The following is a 14,520-nucleotide window of genomic DNA, read 5'->3' as shown; positions in this document are numbered from 1 at the left end:
GCGCCGGGCGGCAGCGCGCCCGCGAACGCGTCGCCGTCGCGATCGGGCGTATTGAGCGGCGAGCCGTGCAGCACGGCCGGCACCGACAGCCGGCCGCTGTTGACGATGCGCCGCGCGAACGGCGCATCCTTCGCCAGCTTCAGCGCGGCGTCGCGGAACAGGCGCGACACGGCGCTCTTCGGCGTGATGAAATCGGTGGCGCGCGACGAATTGAGGATGTTCTCGTCGGCCGCGTATTCGCGTTCCGACGCGTAGGTGTCGAGCAGCACGGGCGGCGCGTCGCCGTTCACGACCAGCCGCAGCTTCCACGCCAGGTTCTCGGCGTCCTGCACGCCGCTGTTCGCGCCGCGCGCGCCGAACGGCGACACGCCGTGCGCCGAATCGCCCGCGAACAGCACGCGGCCGTGGCGGAAATCGTCCATCCGCAGGCACGAGAACGTATAGACGCTGACCCACTCGAGCTCGAACTCCACGTCGTCGCCAAGTAGCGCCCTGACGCGCGGAATCACGCGCTCGGGCGCCTTCTCGGCGACCGGATCGGCATCCCAGCCCAGTTGGAAATCGATGCGCCAGACGTTGTCCGGCTGGCGATGCAGCAGCACCGACTGGTTGCGGTGGAACGGCGGATCGAACCAGAACCAGCGCTCGGTCGGGAATTCGGCCTTCATCTTCACGTCGGCGATCAGGAAGCGATCCTTGAACGTGCGGCCGCGGCTGTCGAGCCCGAGCAGCTTGCGCACCGGGCTGCGCGAGCCGTCGGCGGCCACCACGTAGCGCGCGCGCAGCGGATAGCTGCCGTCGGGCGTCTCGACCTGCAGCTCGACGTGATCGGCGTGCTGCGCGAGGCCCGTGACGGTGCTGCTCCAGCGCATCTCCAGGTTGTCGAGCTGCATCGCGCGCTCGGCCAGATAGCCCTCGACGTAGTACTGCTGCAGGTTGATGAAGGCCGGGCGCGCATGGCCCGCTTCGGGCAGCAGGTTGAACGTGTAGATCAGCTCGTCCTGCAGGAACACCTTGCCGACGTTCCAGCTCACGCCCTTCTCCACCATCCGCTCGCCGCAGCCGAGGCGGTCGAAGATCTCGAGCGTGCGCTTGGCGAAGCAGATCGCGCGCGAGCCGGACGACAGCGTGCAATCGTTGTCGACCAGCACCACCGCGACGCCTTGCTGCGCGAGGTCGATCGCCGTGGCCAGCCCAACCGGCCCGGCCCCGACCACCACCACGGGATGCACGGTTCGGCCCGGCGCGTCGTGATCGGCCGCCCTGACGTAGTCGAACCGGTGCTTCTGATAATCGATCTGCATGCCGCGTCTCCTCGAACGACTTGATTTACTAATAGCAAATTGTCTTGCTATAAACGAATATCGTAAATTCTAGGGATTCGGCGGGGATCGGGTATTTGTGTTAACCCTAAGGCCGCCCGTTCGCACGGTTATCTGCCTGAGCGGCAACGGGTATCTGGATCTTTCATACGCGGCGGCCCGATAAGATGCCTATCATCTACTTGTTCTTGTCGATACCGACCGCCCCCATTTCGTTTCGAGGAGCCGCCATGCCGCGTTCGCTTTCCACCGCCCTGACCCGCCAGCTCGGCATCGAGTTGCCGATCGTGCAAGGCCCGATGAACGGCAGCTCGCCGCCGGCCATGGTGACGGCCGTGTCCAACGCGGGCGGGCTCGGCTCGATCGGCGCGGCCGGGTTCTCGCCCGATGCGCTGCGCCAGCAGGTCGCGGCGATCCGCGCCGGCACCGCGAAGCCGTTCGCGGTCAACCTGTTCGTGCTCGACACGCCCGCGCCCGGCGCCGACGCCGTGCAGCGCGCGCTCGCGCAATTGCAGCCGTTCCGCGCGGAGCTCGGCCTCGCGCCCGCACAGCCGCCGGCCCGCTTCGCCGAGGATTTCCGCGCGCAACTCGACGCGCTGATCGACCTGAAGGTGCCGGTGGCCAGCTTCACGTTCGGGCTGCTCGACGCGGCCTCGGTCGAGCGCCTGCACGCGGCCGGCAGCTACGTGATCGGCACGGCCACCAACGTGGCTGAGGCGCGCGCCTGGGAAGCCAACGGCGCCGATGCGATCTGCGCGCAGGGCGCCGAGGCCGGCGGCCATCGCGGCACGTTCCTCGGCCATCCCGACGCGAGCATGATCGGCACGCTCGCGCTGGTGCCGCAGATCGTTGACGCGGTGCGGCTGCCCGTGATCGCGGCGGGCGGCATCATGGACGGCCGCGGCATCGCCGCCGCGCGGGTGCTCGGCGCGCAGGCCGCCCAGCTCGGCACCGCGTTCCTGACCACCGCCGAATCGCCGATTCAGGCCGGCTGGCGCGAGCGGATCCGCGAATCGGCGGACACCGCCACGCGCACCACGCGCGTGTTCTCGGGCCGCCCGGCGCGCGGCATCGTCAACGACTTCATGCTGCGCATGGCCGAGCACGAACGCGACGTGCCGGCCTACCCGGTGCAGAACGCGCTGACGGCCGAGATCCGCAAGGCGGCCGGCGCGGCCAACCGGCCGGAATTCCTGTCGCTGTGGGCCGGGCAGGCAGCCGGGCTGAGCCGGCTGCGCGACGCCGACATCTCGGCCGCCGCGCTCGTTCATGCGCTGGCCGAGGAAACGGCGGTGGCGCTCGGCTGAAGGGCAGCGGTGGGGCGGGCGGTGGGGCGGCCCGCTTCGAAGCGCGTCGCGAAGCCCGCTTCAACGCCCCGTTCAAAGCCCGTCCCACGGGCTGTTTCAAAGGCTTGCTTCGCTTCAAGGGCTTGCTCAGAGGACTCACGTCAAGGGCTCGCCCCAAGGACTCGCGTCGAGAACTCACCCCAAGGGCTCTCGTCGAAGACCCGTCTCAAGGACTCACGTCGAGAACTCGCCCCAAGGGCCCACGTCAAGAACCGGCTTCGCGGCCCGCTCCGGGGCGCGATGGAAAACGCCTCGCGCCACCCTCCCCAACGCCGCCCAAGCCCTGCCGCCGCAGCACCGAACGGCTGGCGGCAGCAGCGGCAGCAAGGGTTAGCGCTTATGCAACTTTACGTATTGTTGTTGACACGTCTGACCATTAGTCTTGTGCGCGCCCGCGTACCCCGGCCCCAGGCGCCCGCCTGAAGCCGCGCGCCCGACTACGCATCCCATCCAGAACAAACCGTCATCACGGAGGAGACCCCGGTGATCTCTCGTATTTCCCGTTTTTTCACGCAAATCGTCCATCGGGTGCTGCCCGATCCGCTGATCTTCGCGATCTTCCTGACCGTCGTCACGTTCGTGCTGGCGTTCTCGCTGACGCCCAAGCCGCCCGCCGAACTCGTGCTGCTGTGGGGCAGCGGCTTCTGGAACCTGCTGGCCTTCACCATGCAGATGGCGCTGATTCTCGTGACGGGCCACGCGCTGGCCAGCTCCGGGCCGGTCAAGCGCCTGCTGGTGGCGCTCGCGAGCGCGCCCAAAACCCCGGCCGGCGGCGTGATGCTGGTGGCGTTCGTGGCGTCGGTGGCCTGCGCGATCAACTGGGGCTTCGGCCTCGTGCTCGGCGCGATGCTGGCGCGCGAGGTGGCGCGCCGCGTCAAAGGCTCGGATTACCGGCTGCTGGTGGCCTCGGCCTACATGGGCTTCCTGACCTGGCACGGCGGGCTGTCCGGCTCGGTGCCGCTGGTGGCGGCCACCAAGGGCAATCCGATGGAGAAGGTGATCGGCCTGATCCCCGTCTCGCAGACGATCTTCACCGGCTACAACGCGTTCGTCACGATCGGCCTGATCGTGCTGCTGCCGTTCCTGGCGCGGATGATGATGCCGAAGCCGCATGAGGTGGTGTCGGTCGATCCGAAGCTGCTGGAAGAGGAGCCGAGCTTCGAGCGCAAGCTCGGGCCGGGCGCGAGCTGGGCCGAGCGGATGGAGGAAAGCCGCTTCCTGTCGCTGCTGGTGGCGGCGCTGTGCGTGGTGTTCCTCGTGATCCGCACCAGGATCAAGGGCTTCGTGCTCGACATCGACACCGTCAACCTCGTGTTCCTGGCCGCGGGCCTCGTGCTGCACAAGACGCCGATGGCCTATGCGCGCGCGATCGGCGCGGCCGCGCGCGGCGCCGGCTCGATCATGATCCAGTTCCCGTTCTATGCCGGTATCCAGGCGCTGATGGATCACTCGGGGCTGGCCGGCGTGATCACCAAGTGGTTCGTCGATATCGCGAACGTCCACACCTTCCCGCTGCTCGCGTTCCTGAGCTCGGCCGTGATCAATTTCGCGGTGCCGTCGGGCGGCGGCCACTGGGTCGTGCAGGGGCCGTTCGTGATGCCGGCCGCGCAGGCGCTCGGCGCCGATCTCGGCAAATCGGCCATGGCGATCGCCTACGGCGAGGCCTGGACCAACATGGCGCAGCCGTTCTGGGCGCTGCCGGCGCTCGCGATCGCCGGGCTCGGCGTGCGCGACATCATGGGCTATTGCGTGACGGCCCTGCTGTTCTCGGGCGTGGTGTTCGTCGCGGGGATTTATCTGTTCTGAATGATTGACGGGCGGGACGAGGCGACCGGCAGCGGCGGCGACCGCCTCTCCGGTCCCGCCTCCATGGCCCGCCCCTCCGGCACCGCTTCTCCGGCCCTGACTCGCCGGCCCTGACGCCCCGTCCGACCGGAGCGCCGCCCGCAGCCGCACCGGTCAGGCCGGCGCCGGCTCCCTGCCGGCCACGCCGCGCTCCCGCCACCTGCCCGCCCTCCGGCTTCCCGCCGCCTCGCCTCGCCTCACCTCACCTCGCCTCACCTCGCCTCGCCTCGCCCCGTCCTGCCTGCCTGCCTGCCTGCCTGCCTGCCTGCCTGCCTCGCGCAGCATGGTTCGCGCGCGCCATCGGCGTCAAACCGCGCCGGTTCCTGCCCCGGTTTGCCGCGGCGCACCCGCCCCGCCCCCCGTTCGGCCCGTCATCCGGCAAATTGACGGCGCTTTTGGCGTCATCTCGGCGCTTGGCCATGCGCCGGCGCCCGCGATAATTTAACAATTGATCACTTTGCCACGCCACCATGCCCAGCACGCTTGATTCCCTCGCGCGCGCGGTCGAGAAGCTCTCGTCCGGCACGTTCGACCCCGCCGTGTTCGCGGAAACCGGCGTGTTCGTGATGCGTGGCGCGATCCCGGCCGACGTGATGCGCGGCTGGCAGGCCGCCTGGCGCGCGTTCTACGACGCCCAACTGCGCGAAGGGCGCGACGTGAGCCGCCGCAACCCCGTCTCGCTGACCGAGGAGCTGCCCGACACGCTCGCGCACATGTACCGGGAGCCGGTGTTCGCCGACACGCTCAAGCAGATCTTCGGCCCGCACGTGGCGCTCTACAACCATCGCTTCGTGATCAAGGACCGGTTCAGCCCGGCCCCCGTGTTCCTGCACCAGGACAGTTGCTACCACCTCGGCAACCTGAACAAGTGCAGCCTGTTCGTGGCGCTCAGCGAGGTCAACGAGGCCAACGGCGCGATGAGCTTCTACCCCGGTTCGCACCGGCTCGGCGTGCTCGGCGACGCCGGCGAGATCGATCCCGCCGCGTTCGACATCCAATGGCCGAAGATCACGCCCGAGCTGGCGCCCGGCGATTTCGTCGTGATGAACAGCTCGGTGTGGCACGAATCCGGCCCGAACACGTCGGGCGTCGACCGGATCCTGGCCGACACGATCGTGCAGCCGGCCGACGATCCGACCGGCATCGACCTGCTGTGCGGCGAATGGCAGACCGACATCTTCTATTCGCACCGGAACCACATCCGCTATTTCAAGAATTCCCGTATCCACAAGCTGATCAAGTACGAAAAAGAACGCAACGCCGGTTGAACACACGCCGGCCGCCAGTCGAACAACTAAATGAGAGATCCAATGACCACTCAATTCACCGCCACGCAATCGCGCCCTTCGGGAATGATTCATATCCGTCCGACGCAATTGCTTTCGATTCCCGACGACCATCCGGAAGAGATCCGCTTCTTCATGCCGCCCGCGCAAGGCGCCGGCTCGCTGACGTCGCTCGAATCGATCGCGCTGCTCAAGCTGATGCGCGTGGTGGAGCCGGCCAGGCTGTTCGAATTCGGCACCTACAAGGGCTACACCACGCGGCTGCTGGCCGAGAACCTGACGCCGCACGACGTCGCGGGCGAGCGCATCTACACGCTCGATCTGCCCGATCTCGACGACGTGGCGTTCCAGGGCGACGACCGCCATCTCGCCAGCGAAGCGCTCGGCTTCGAACGAAAATACCTCAAATCGTCGAACCGTCACCTCGTCAAACAGGTGTTCCAGGATTCGATGAAGCTCGACCCGGCGCCGTATGCCAAGCAGTTCCAGTACGTCTTCATCGACGCGAATCACGAAGTCAGTTACGTCCGCAAGGACACCGAGAACGCGCTGGCGATGCTGGCCCCCGAAGGCCGCGCCTGCATCGCCTGGCACGACTACGGCAACCGCCAGTTTCCCGAACTGACGCAATACCTCGACGATCTTGCCCGCGACATGACGCTGTATCACATCGAGAACACGATGATCGTGTTCCATCTGCGCGGCGTCGCGGTGCCGGAACGCAAGATCCAGACCGAATCCACCCCTTGACGCGCAAGCGCTCAGCCCGCAACGACAGGTAACGCCATGGCCATTCCTTCGCAATTCGACAACGACACCTTCTCGCTGGCGCGCGACCACCTCGCCGCCTTCGTGCGCCGCACCGCGGACAAGCTCGCCGGCGAACCCGGACGCCTGCTCGAAGTCGGCCCGCAGGATCGCACCTTCGTGCGCGAATGCTTCGCCAACTTCAAGGTCGACACGTTCGACGTGGTGGATACCTACGGGCCCGACATCGTCGGCGACATCACCCGCCAGAACGCGCAGATCGCCGACAGCGCCTACGATTGCGTCGTCTGCATGGAAGTGATCGAGCACACGCTCAATCCGTTCGAGGCCGTGAAGGAAATTCGTCGCGTGCTGCGTCACGAAGGCTGGCTGTTGATTTCCGCGCCGCTGAACTGGCGCATCCACGGGCCGACGCCCGATTGCTGGCGCATCACCGAGCACGGCTGGAACGCGCTGCTGCGCGATTTCGACATCGTCGAGATCGACATCCTCGAATCGCCGGGCCGCGAGCTGTTCCCGATCCGCTACAACGTGCTCGCGAAGTGCAACAAGTTCAAGGAAAGCAAGGACAGCGATCTGACGTTCCGCTGGATCTGAGCAGGGCGTCAATCGCTTGGCGAAACCCTTCGCAACGCGTCACAATGTCGGCGACGTCACGCAAGCGAAGGAGAACGCCTCTTGGACGCCACGCCCCCCAACACCCCCGCGCTCACCGCGCTCGGCCAGCAGTTCGCCTTCCTGGCCGAGCTCGACAAGCTCAAATCGGTGCTGCGGCAATCGCCGCTCGTCAATCGCACCCGCAAGGAAAATTCGGCCGAGCACTCGTGGCATCTGGCCATGTTCGCGATGACGCTCGCGCCGCAGTACGCCGACGGCGCCGACGTCATGCACGTGGTCAAGCTGCTGCTGGTGCACGACATCGTCGAGATCGACGCGGGCGATCATCCGTTCCACGCGCCGGGCGCGGGCGCGAACGACATCGAAGCGCAGGAGCACGAGGCCGCCGCGCGCATCTTCGGGCTGCTGCCCGAGCCGCAGGGCGCGGCGCTGCGCGCGCTGTGGGAAGAGTTCGAGGCGGCGCGAACGCGCGAGGCGATCTTCGCCAAGGCGCTCGACCGCCTGCAGCCGCTGCTGATCAACACGCTGACCGACGGCGGCACCTGGCGCGAGAACGGCATCACCGAGCAGCAGGTGATCGAGCGCTACGGCCCGGTCATCGCGCGCGGCTCGCCGGCGCTGTGGGACGCGGCCCGCGAGCGCGTGCGCGCGCACTTCGCCGCGCGCTGAACGCGCTCGCCAGCGCGCGTCAGCCCTTCGGCTTCGCGCGATACAGCCCGATCACCGACGAGAAATCGAGCCCCCCGCTGCCCCCCGCGCTGTGCGCCTGATACAGCTGCTGCGCGAGCGCGCCGAGGTAAGCGGGTTGCCGCACCGATTTCGCGGCGTCGGTGGCCAGGCCCAGATCCTTCAGCATCAAGTCGGTGCCGAAGCCGCCGCTGTAGCCGCGCGCGGCCGGCGCCGTCGCCACCACGCCCGGAAACGGGTTGTAGGTGTCGGAGCTCCAGCAGCGCCCGGTCGAGCTGTCGACGATGCCGGCCAGCACCTTCGGATCGATGCCGAGCGCCTCGCCGAGCGCCATCGCCTCCGATACGCCGGCCATCGTGATGCCGAGGATCAGGTTGTTGCAGATCTTCGCCACCTGCCCCATCGACACGCCGCCGCACGGCACGATGTTGCGCCCCATCGCGGCCAGCAACGGCTTGAGCGCGTCGAATCCGTCGCCCTCGGCGCCGACCATGAACGTCAGCGTGCCCGCCGTCGCACCGCCGGTGCCGCCCGACACGGGCGCATCGACGAAGCCGTTGCCGCGCGCCGCCGCGGCCTGCGCCATCGCCTTGACGGTGGCCGGATCGATCGTGCTGCAATCGACGATCGTCACGCCCGGCGCGATCCCCGCCAGCACGCCGTCCTCGGCCCCGATCACGTGGCGCACGTGGGCGGCGGCCGGCAGCATCGTGATCACGCATTCGACGTCGCTCGCCGCGTCCTTCGGCGAGGCCGCCGCGCGCGCGCCGGCGTCCACCAGCGCGCGCACCGCCGCCGCGTCGAGGTCGAACACGCGCAGCGCGTGCCCGGCCTTCAGCAGATTGCGCGCCATCGGCGCGCCCATGTTGCCCAGCCCGATGAATCCGATCTTCATGACGTGCGCTCCTCGTGCCGGGCTCAGCGCAGGCTGATGGTGGTGTTGACGCCGTCGTTGACGGTGGCGTCGTCGAACCAGCGCGCGGTGACGGTCTTGGTCTGCGTGTAGAACTGCACGACCTGCTTGCCGTACGGGCCGAGGTCGCCGAGCTTCGAGCCGCGCGAGCCGGTGAAGCTGAAGAACGGCACCGGCACCGGAATCGGAATGTTGATGCCGACCTGGCCGACATCGATCTCGTTCTGGAACTTGCGCGCCGCCGCGCCACTCTGCGTGAACAGGCCCACGCCGTTGCCGAACGGGTTCGCGTTGACCAACGCGATCGCCTCGTCGAGCGTGTCGGCGGTCAGCACCACCAGCACCGGCCCGAAGATTTCCTGCGTGTAGATGCGCATGTCGGTCTTCACGTCGGTGAAGATCGTCGGGCCGACGAAGTTGCCGTCGGCGTAGCCGGGCACCGTCACGTCGCGGCCGTCGAGCAGCAGCGTCGCGCCTTCCTGCACGCCCGATTCGATCAACTCCAGAATGCGCGCCCTGGCCGCCTTCGACACCACCGGGCCCACATCCGTGCCGGCCTCGTTGCCGGCGTTGACCTTCAGCGTGCGCGCCTTGGCGGCGAGATCGTGCACCCAGTCGCGCGCCGCGCCCACCAGCACCACCACCGAGGTGGCCATGCAGCGCTGGCCCGCCGCGCCGAAGCCCGCGCCCGCCAGCGCGTTGAGCGTCTGCTCGCGGTTCGCGTCGGGCAGCACCACGGCATGATTCTTCGCGCCCATCATCGATTGCGCGCGCTTGCCGTGCTCGCTCGCGAGCCGGTACACGTGCGTGCCGACGGCCGTGGAGCCGACGAACGACACGGCCTGCACATGACGGTGCGTGCACAGCGCATCCACCGCCTGCTTGCCGCCGTGCACTACATTCAGCACGCCCTTCGGCACGCCGGCCTCGATCGCGAGCTTGACCAGCTCCATGGTGGACAGCGGATCCTGCTCGGACGGCTTCAGCACGAACGTATTGCCGCAGACGATCGCCATCGGGAACATCCACAGCGGGATCATCGCGGGGAAGTTGAACGGCGTGATGCCGGCGCACACGCCGATCGGCTGGCGCAGCGTGTACGTATCCACGCTGCCGGCCACGTTCTCGGCGAATTCGCCCAGCTGCAGCGTGCCGATCGAGCAGGCGTGCTCGACCACTTCGAGGCCGCGGAAGATGTCGCCTTCGGCGTCGGGCAGCGTCTTGCCCTGCTCGGCCGTCAGCACGGCGGCGATGCGCGGCATGTGCTCGCGCACCAGCGCCTGGAAGCGCAGCATCACGCGCAGCCGGGCGCCGAGCGGCGTGTGCTTCCAGGTGGCGAACGCGGCGTGCGCGGCCTCGATGGCGGCGTCGATCTCGCCCGCCGTGGCGAACGGCACGCGCGCCAGCACCTGCTGGGTGGCCGGGTTGACGATGTCGCGCCACTCGGTGCTGGCCGATTCGACGAATTCGCCGTTGATCAGCAGCGGCACGTTCGGCACGGCTGCTGCGTTGTCCTGAATGACTGCGTTCATGTTCGACTCTCTGCGGTTGCCGGCGCGAGCGCCGCGACGGATCGGACGCCGCGCGCCGGATAGATGGAGGGGGTTATTCCTTGCCGTCGCGCAGGCAGAGCGCGCAAGCGATCGCGATCGCGCCGAGCGCGACCATGTAGGCCACCACGTAGCGCGGGTTGCCGCCGCCCGTGGCGAGCAGCGCGGTGGCGATCATCGGCGCGATGCCGCCGCCGAGCACGCCGGCCGCCTGCACCGACACCGAAATGCCGCTGTAGCGCACCTGCGGCGGGAACTGCGCGGCGAAGAACTGCGATTCGGGCGCGTAGAGGATCGGGAACACCACGCCCACGCCGAGCACCATCGCCCACCACACGGCCAGCGCGTGACGCGTTTCGAGCATCATGAAGAACGGCGCGGCGAACAGGCACATCACCACCAGCCCGATCACGAACAGGCGCTTCTGCCCGATCAGGTCGCTCAGATAGCCCGACAGCGGCATCGTGACGATCGACAGCGCCGCGCCGGCGGTGATCGCATGGAGGATCTGCGCCTTCGGAATCGCGAGCTGGTTCGCCGCGTACGACAGCGCGAACGCCACGACCAGATAGAACCAGGTGTTCTCGGCGGTGCGCGCGCCGATGATCGCGAGCAGCGCGCGCGGGTGACGCACGATCACCTCGGCCACCGGCGATTTCACGCGCGCGCCGTCCTGCTTGAGCTTCTCGAAATCGGGCGACTCGGGCACGCGGGTGCGGATGTACCAGCCCACCATCAGCAGCACCACGCTCGCCAGGAACGGCACACGCCAGCCCCACGACAGCAGCGCCGGCTCGGGCAGCGCCGCCACCGCGGCCATCGCGCTCGACGAGAGGATCAGGCCGAAGCCCACGCCCGTCTGCGGCAGGCTGCCGAACAGCCCCTTCTTGCCCGGCGGCGCATGCTCGACCGCCATCAGCGCCGCGCCGCCCCACTCGCCGCCCACCGCCATGCCCTGAATGAAGCGCATCGCCACCAGCAGCCCGGCGGCCCAGTAGCCGATGCTCTGGAACGACGGGATCAGGCCGATCGCGATGCTCGGAATCCCCATCATCAGCAGCGTGGCCATCAGCATCGACTTGCGGCCGATCTTGTCGCCGAAGTGGCCGAACACGATGCCGCCCATCGGCCGGCCGATGAAGCCCACGCCATAGGTGGCGAACGCGGCCAGCGTGCCGAGCACCGGATCGAGCGTGGGGAAGAACACCTTGTTGAAGACGAGCGCGGCGGCGGTGCCGTATAGGAAGAAGTCGTACCACTCGATGGTGGTGCCCGCCATGCTGGCCCAGCCGGCCACGACGTAATCCTTCGCGGATCGGCGCGCCGCCGGCGGCGCCGCGGCGGCGGTCGAATGCAGTTCCATGTTGTCTCCGGTGTTCTTGTCCAATAAGGGGAATCCCTATTGCGCGTCGCGCTTTTCGGCAACGTCCCGGCGAGTATAGTTCTTTGATTTTCCACACGAAATAACGCTGAACGCCCATCCGTTATGCAAAAATCCACAAGCGAAATGCGCCGGATCAACTGGGACGACTTGCGTTATTTCCTGGCTGTCGCGCGGACGCAAACAGCCAGCGCGGCGGCGCGCCGGCTCGGCGTCGATCACACCACGGTGGCGCGGCGCGTGCGCGAGCTGGAGGCGTCGCTGGAGGCGGTGCTGTTCGAGAAATCGCGCGCGGGCGGCTTCGTGCTGACCTCGGAGGGCCAGCGGCTGCTGACCTACGCCGACGAGATCGAAAGTGCCGTGCAGTCGGCCGGCGAGCAGTTCAAGGGCGGCGCGAACCTGCTGTCGGGGCACGTGCGGATCGGCTCGACCGAGGGCTTCGGCTCGTTCTTCCTCGCGCCGCAACTGGCGCACTTCGCGCGCGCCCATCCCGAGATCTCGATTGATCTGCTGCCGGTGCCGCACTTCGTCAGCCTGTCCAAGCGCGAGGCCGATCTCGCGATCGTGCTGGAGCGGCCCGAGCGGGGCCAGTACGTGCACACCAAGCTGTGCGATTACCGGCTGCAGTTGTACGGCACGCAGGCGTATCTGCAGCGCCACCCGGTGTCGCCGCGGCTCGCCGACCTGCGCGAGCACGCGTTCCTGAACTACGTGACCGATCTGGTGTTCAGCCCCGAGCTGCTGTACCTGGAGCGCACCGTGCCCGGCGCGGGCGCGAACCTCTCGACCACCAGCATCGTCGCGCAATATCACGCGGCGCTGCAGGGCACGGCGCTCGCGATCCTGCCCTGCTTCATGGCCGAGCCCGACCCGCGCCTGATCCCGGTGTTTCCGGGCGAAGTGTCGATCACGCGGCACTTCTGGCTGTGCTGCCGCGAGGACATCCGCAACCTGCGGCGGATCTCGGCGCTATGGGATTTCCTGCGCGATTCGGCCGTGCTCAACCGCACGTTCCTGCTCGGCCAGACGCCGGAGATGCGGTTCGCCGCGCTCTGAACGCGCTCGCGCTTGCCACGCGACAACGGATGTTGTATGTAATCCAAATGATCCAGACAGCAGCATCGCGCTCATGAGAAAGTCCAGACAGGAAGCGGCCGAAACCCGCCAGCGCATCGTCGAGGCCGCGTCGCGCAAGTTCCGCGAGAACGGCATCGAGAACACCGCGCTCAGCGACGTGATGGCCGAAGCCGGCCTCACGCACGGCGGCTTCTACAAGCACTTCGCCTCGAAAGACCAGATGGTGGTGGAATCGCTTCAGCTCGCCACGCAGAACGCGCGCGAGAACATGGCGGTGACGCTCGACGGCGCGCCGGGCAAGCGCGGCCTCGACGCCACCATCGACCGTTATTTGTCGGCGCTGCACGTGGGCGGCACCTGCAGCGATTGCGCGCTCGTCTCGCTGGCGAGCGAACTGGTGCGCGGCAGCGAGGACGTGCGCAGCGCGGCGGCCGACAGCACGATCGCGCTGATCGAGCTGTTCGCGAGCCACCTGAGCGACCTGACGCCTGCCGCGGCGCGCAAGAAGGCCTCGGTGATCGTCTCGACGATGATCGGCGCGCTGACGGTGGCGCGCCTCGTCAACGACGAGGCGCTCGCGGCCTCGGTGCTGCGCGAAGCGCGCAAGGCGCTTCAGCAGCCCTGAGGCGAGCGGCCGGCCGGGCTCGTCGGCCGGCCGTCGAACCGCTTGCAGGGCATCGTGCAGGGCGTGGCCGCCGGGCCCACGTCAGGCCCGCTCTCCAGCCAACCCCAGTCAGCCGGCCGCCGCCGGCTTCGACACCGCGCCCGATGCGGGAGCCGCCGCCTCCGCCGTCTGCCCGGTCGCCCATCCCCCGCCCAGCGCACGGAACACCGACACCGCCGCCCGCGCCGAATCGGCGCGCGTCGCATCGAGATCGTCGCGCGCGCTCAGCAGTTGCCGATCGGCGTCGAGCACGTCGGTCAGCGTGATCGCGCCGGCCTTGTAGGCGCGCTCCGACAGATCGCGCGCCCGCGTCAGCGACGCCACCTCGGCGTCGAGCTCGCCCTGCCGCAGTTGCGTCTGCGTCAGCGACACGAATGCGTTCTCGACATCCTCGGCCGCCTTCAGCACCGTCTGCCGATAGACGGCCAGCGCCTCGGCGTTCGCGCCGCGCGCCGACGCCACCTCCGCATCCACCTTGCCGAAATCGAACAGCCGCCAGCGCAGCCCGGCCGTCACGGCCGGCTGGAACGCACGTGCCGTGAACAACTGCCCGGCGTTGATGCTGTCGAAGCCGAGCAGGCCCGAGATCGACAGCTTCGGGTAGTAGTCCGACAGCGCCGCGCCGATCCGCTCGTTCGAGGCGGCCAGCCGGCGCTCGGCCGCGATCACGTCGGGGCGCCGGCGCAGCACGTCGGTGGGCGCGGCGCTCGCATCGACCGATGGAATGCCCGGGATCCCGCCCGGCCCGGCGAGCTGGCTCGCGTAGGTGCCGGGCTGCGCGCCCATCAGGATGTCGAGCCGGTTCAGTTGCGCGACGAGGTTGGTCAGCAGCGTCGGGATCGATGCGCGCGCCTGCCGCAGCAACGCGTCGGCCTGCGCGATCTCGCGCTCGTCGGCCGCGCCCGCGCTGCGGCGCGCCTTGACCAGATCGAGCAGATGCGTATCGGTGCGCACCTGATCGTTGGCCACCGCGAGCCGCGCCTGGTAGCCGCGCACCTGCAGATACGCGTCGGCCGCGTCGGCGGCCACCGTCACGCGCGTGCCGAGCCGGTCCGCCTCGGCC

At 68.5% G+C, this 14,520-nt stretch carries 13 protein-coding genes; 8 read left to right on the top strand and 5 right to left on the bottom strand.

Features of this window, described 5'->3' with window-relative positions; genetic code table 11:
- On the bottom strand, positions 1 to 1,304 hold a 1,304-nt coding region (locus G3N92_RS21450; protein ID WP_206129590.1), incomplete at its 3' end, for an FAD-dependent oxidoreductase.
- A gap of 248 nt (positions 1,305 to 1,552) precedes the next feature.
- Between G3N92_RS21450 and G3N92_RS21445 the strand changes: the two genes are divergently transcribed.
- The 6 genes from G3N92_RS21445 (at position 1,553) to G3N92_RS21420 (ending at position 7,854) form a co-directional block, all read left to right on the top strand.
- The gene (locus G3N92_RS21445; RefSeq protein ID WP_206129589.1) at positions 1,553 to 2,629 is read left to right on the top strand and encodes a nitronate monooxygenase; all 1,077 of its coding nucleotides are present in this window, start codon (positions 1,553 to 1,555) and stop codon (positions 2,627 to 2,629) included.
- 522 nt (positions 2,630 to 3,151) lie between these two features.
- A complete protein-coding gene (locus tag G3N92_RS21440; RefSeq protein WP_206129588.1) occupies positions 3,152 to 4,474 on the top strand; it encodes a TIGR00366 family protein in 1,323 nt (440 codons plus the stop codon).
- Between the two features lie 509 nt (positions 4,475 to 4,983).
- Positions 4,984 to 5,781, top strand: a complete 798-nt coding sequence (locus G3N92_RS21435; RefSeq protein ID WP_206129587.1) for a phytanoyl-CoA dioxygenase family protein — start codon at positions 4,984 to 4,986, stop codon at positions 5,779 to 5,781.
- A gap of 42 nt (positions 5,782 to 5,823) precedes the next feature.
- Positions 5,824 to 6,549: a class I SAM-dependent methyltransferase gene (locus G3N92_RS21430; RefSeq protein ID WP_206129586.1), complete on the top strand. Its 726-nt coding sequence runs from the start codon at positions 5,824 to 5,826 to the stop codon at positions 6,547 to 6,549.
- A gap of 36 nt (positions 6,550 to 6,585) precedes the next feature.
- Entirely contained in the window at positions 6,586 to 7,164 is a 579-nt protein-coding gene (locus G3N92_RS21425) for a methyltransferase domain-containing protein (protein ID WP_206129585.1), read from the top strand.
- A gap of 81 nt (positions 7,165 to 7,245) precedes the next feature.
- Positions 7,246 to 7,854 carry an HD domain-containing protein gene (locus G3N92_RS21420; RefSeq protein ID WP_206129584.1) on the top strand — a complete coding sequence of 203 codons (609 nt, stop codon included), beginning with the start codon at positions 7,246 to 7,248 and terminating at the stop codon, positions 7,852 to 7,854.
- Positions 7,855 to 7,873: 19 nt separating this feature from the next.
- On the opposite strand, the gene mmsB is transcribed toward G3N92_RS21420, so the two are convergent.
- The 3 genes from mmsB to G3N92_RS21405 form a co-directional block, all read right to left on the bottom strand.
- Positions 7,874 to 8,794 (bottom strand): 3-hydroxyisobutyrate dehydrogenase, encoded by a 921-nt coding sequence (mmsB, locus tag G3N92_RS21415; protein ID WP_241014935.1) that lies wholly within the window; start codon positions 8,792 to 8,794, stop codon positions 7,874 to 7,876.
- The gene (locus G3N92_RS21410) at positions 8,791 to 10,317 is read right to left on the bottom strand and encodes a CoA-acylating methylmalonate-semialdehyde dehydrogenase (RefSeq protein WP_206129582.1); all 1,527 of its coding nucleotides are present in this window, start codon (positions 10,315 to 10,317) and stop codon (positions 8,791 to 8,793) included. The genes mmsB and G3N92_RS21410 overlap by 4 nt, the downstream gene beginning before the upstream one ends.
- Before the next feature lie 73 nt (positions 10,318 to 10,390).
- Complete coding sequence (locus G3N92_RS21405; protein WP_206129581.1) at positions 10,391 to 11,698, bottom strand: MFS transporter; 1,308 nt, start codon at positions 11,696 to 11,698, stop codon at positions 10,391 to 10,393.
- A 123-nt stretch (positions 11,699 to 11,821) separates the two neighbouring features.
- Between G3N92_RS21405 and G3N92_RS21400 the strand changes: the two genes are divergently transcribed.
- The gene (locus tag G3N92_RS21400; RefSeq protein ID WP_206129580.1) at positions 11,822 to 12,772 is read left to right on the top strand and encodes a LysR family transcriptional regulator; all 951 of its coding nucleotides are present in this window, start codon (positions 11,822 to 11,824) and stop codon (positions 12,770 to 12,772) included.
- 73 nt (positions 12,773 to 12,845) lie between these two features.
- Positions 12,846 to 13,418 (top strand): TetR/AcrR family transcriptional regulator, encoded by a 573-nt coding sequence (locus G3N92_RS21395; RefSeq protein WP_206129579.1) that lies wholly within the window; start codon positions 12,846 to 12,848, stop codon positions 13,416 to 13,418.
- 108 nt (positions 13,419 to 13,526) lie between these two features.
- Here G3N92_RS21395 and G3N92_RS21390 read toward each other — a convergent pair.
- The coding region (locus tag G3N92_RS21390; RefSeq protein ID WP_241014934.1) for a TolC family protein at positions 13,527 to 14,520 on the bottom strand (994 nt) is incomplete at its 5' end.

The organism is Burkholderia sp. Ac-20379, from assembly GCF_017104645.1.
Lineage (GTDB): Bacteria > Pseudomonadota > Gammaproteobacteria > Burkholderiales > Burkholderiaceae > Burkholderia.
The sequence above is the reverse complement of the archived record's forward strand: the minus strand, read 5'-3'. Positions and strand labels throughout refer to the sequence as shown.

Bases quoted from the DNA above. Each gene is read 5' to 3' on its own strand.
- G3N92_RS21445 (WP_206129589.1), top strand. From the start codon at position 1,553: ATGCCGCGTTCGCTTTCCACCGCCCTGACCCGCCAGCTCGGCATCGAG.
- G3N92_RS21435 (WP_206129587.1), top strand. From the start codon at position 4,984: ATGCCCAGCACGCTTGATTCCCTCGCGCGCGCGGTCGAGAAGCTCTCG.
- G3N92_RS21430 (WP_206129586.1), top strand. From the start codon at position 5,824: ATGACCACTCAATTCACCGCCACGCAATCGCGCCCTTCGGGAATGATT.
- G3N92_RS21425 (WP_206129585.1), top strand. From the start codon at position 6,586: ATGGCCATTCCTTCGCAATTCGACAACGACACCTTCTCGCTGGCGCGC.
- G3N92_RS21410 (WP_206129582.1), bottom strand. From the start codon at position 10,317: ATGAACGCAGTCATTCAGGACAACGCAGCAGCCGTGCCGAACGTGCCG.
- G3N92_RS21405 (WP_206129581.1), bottom strand. From the start codon at position 11,698: ATGGAACTGCATTCGACCGCCGCCGCGGCGCCGCCGGCGGCGCGCCGA.
- G3N92_RS21400 (WP_206129580.1), top strand. From the start codon at position 11,822: ATGCAAAAATCCACAAGCGAAATGCGCCGGATCAACTGGGACGACTTG.
- G3N92_RS21395 (WP_206129579.1), top strand. From the start codon at position 12,846: ATGAGAAAGTCCAGACAGGAAGCGGCCGAAACCCGCCAGCGCATCGTC.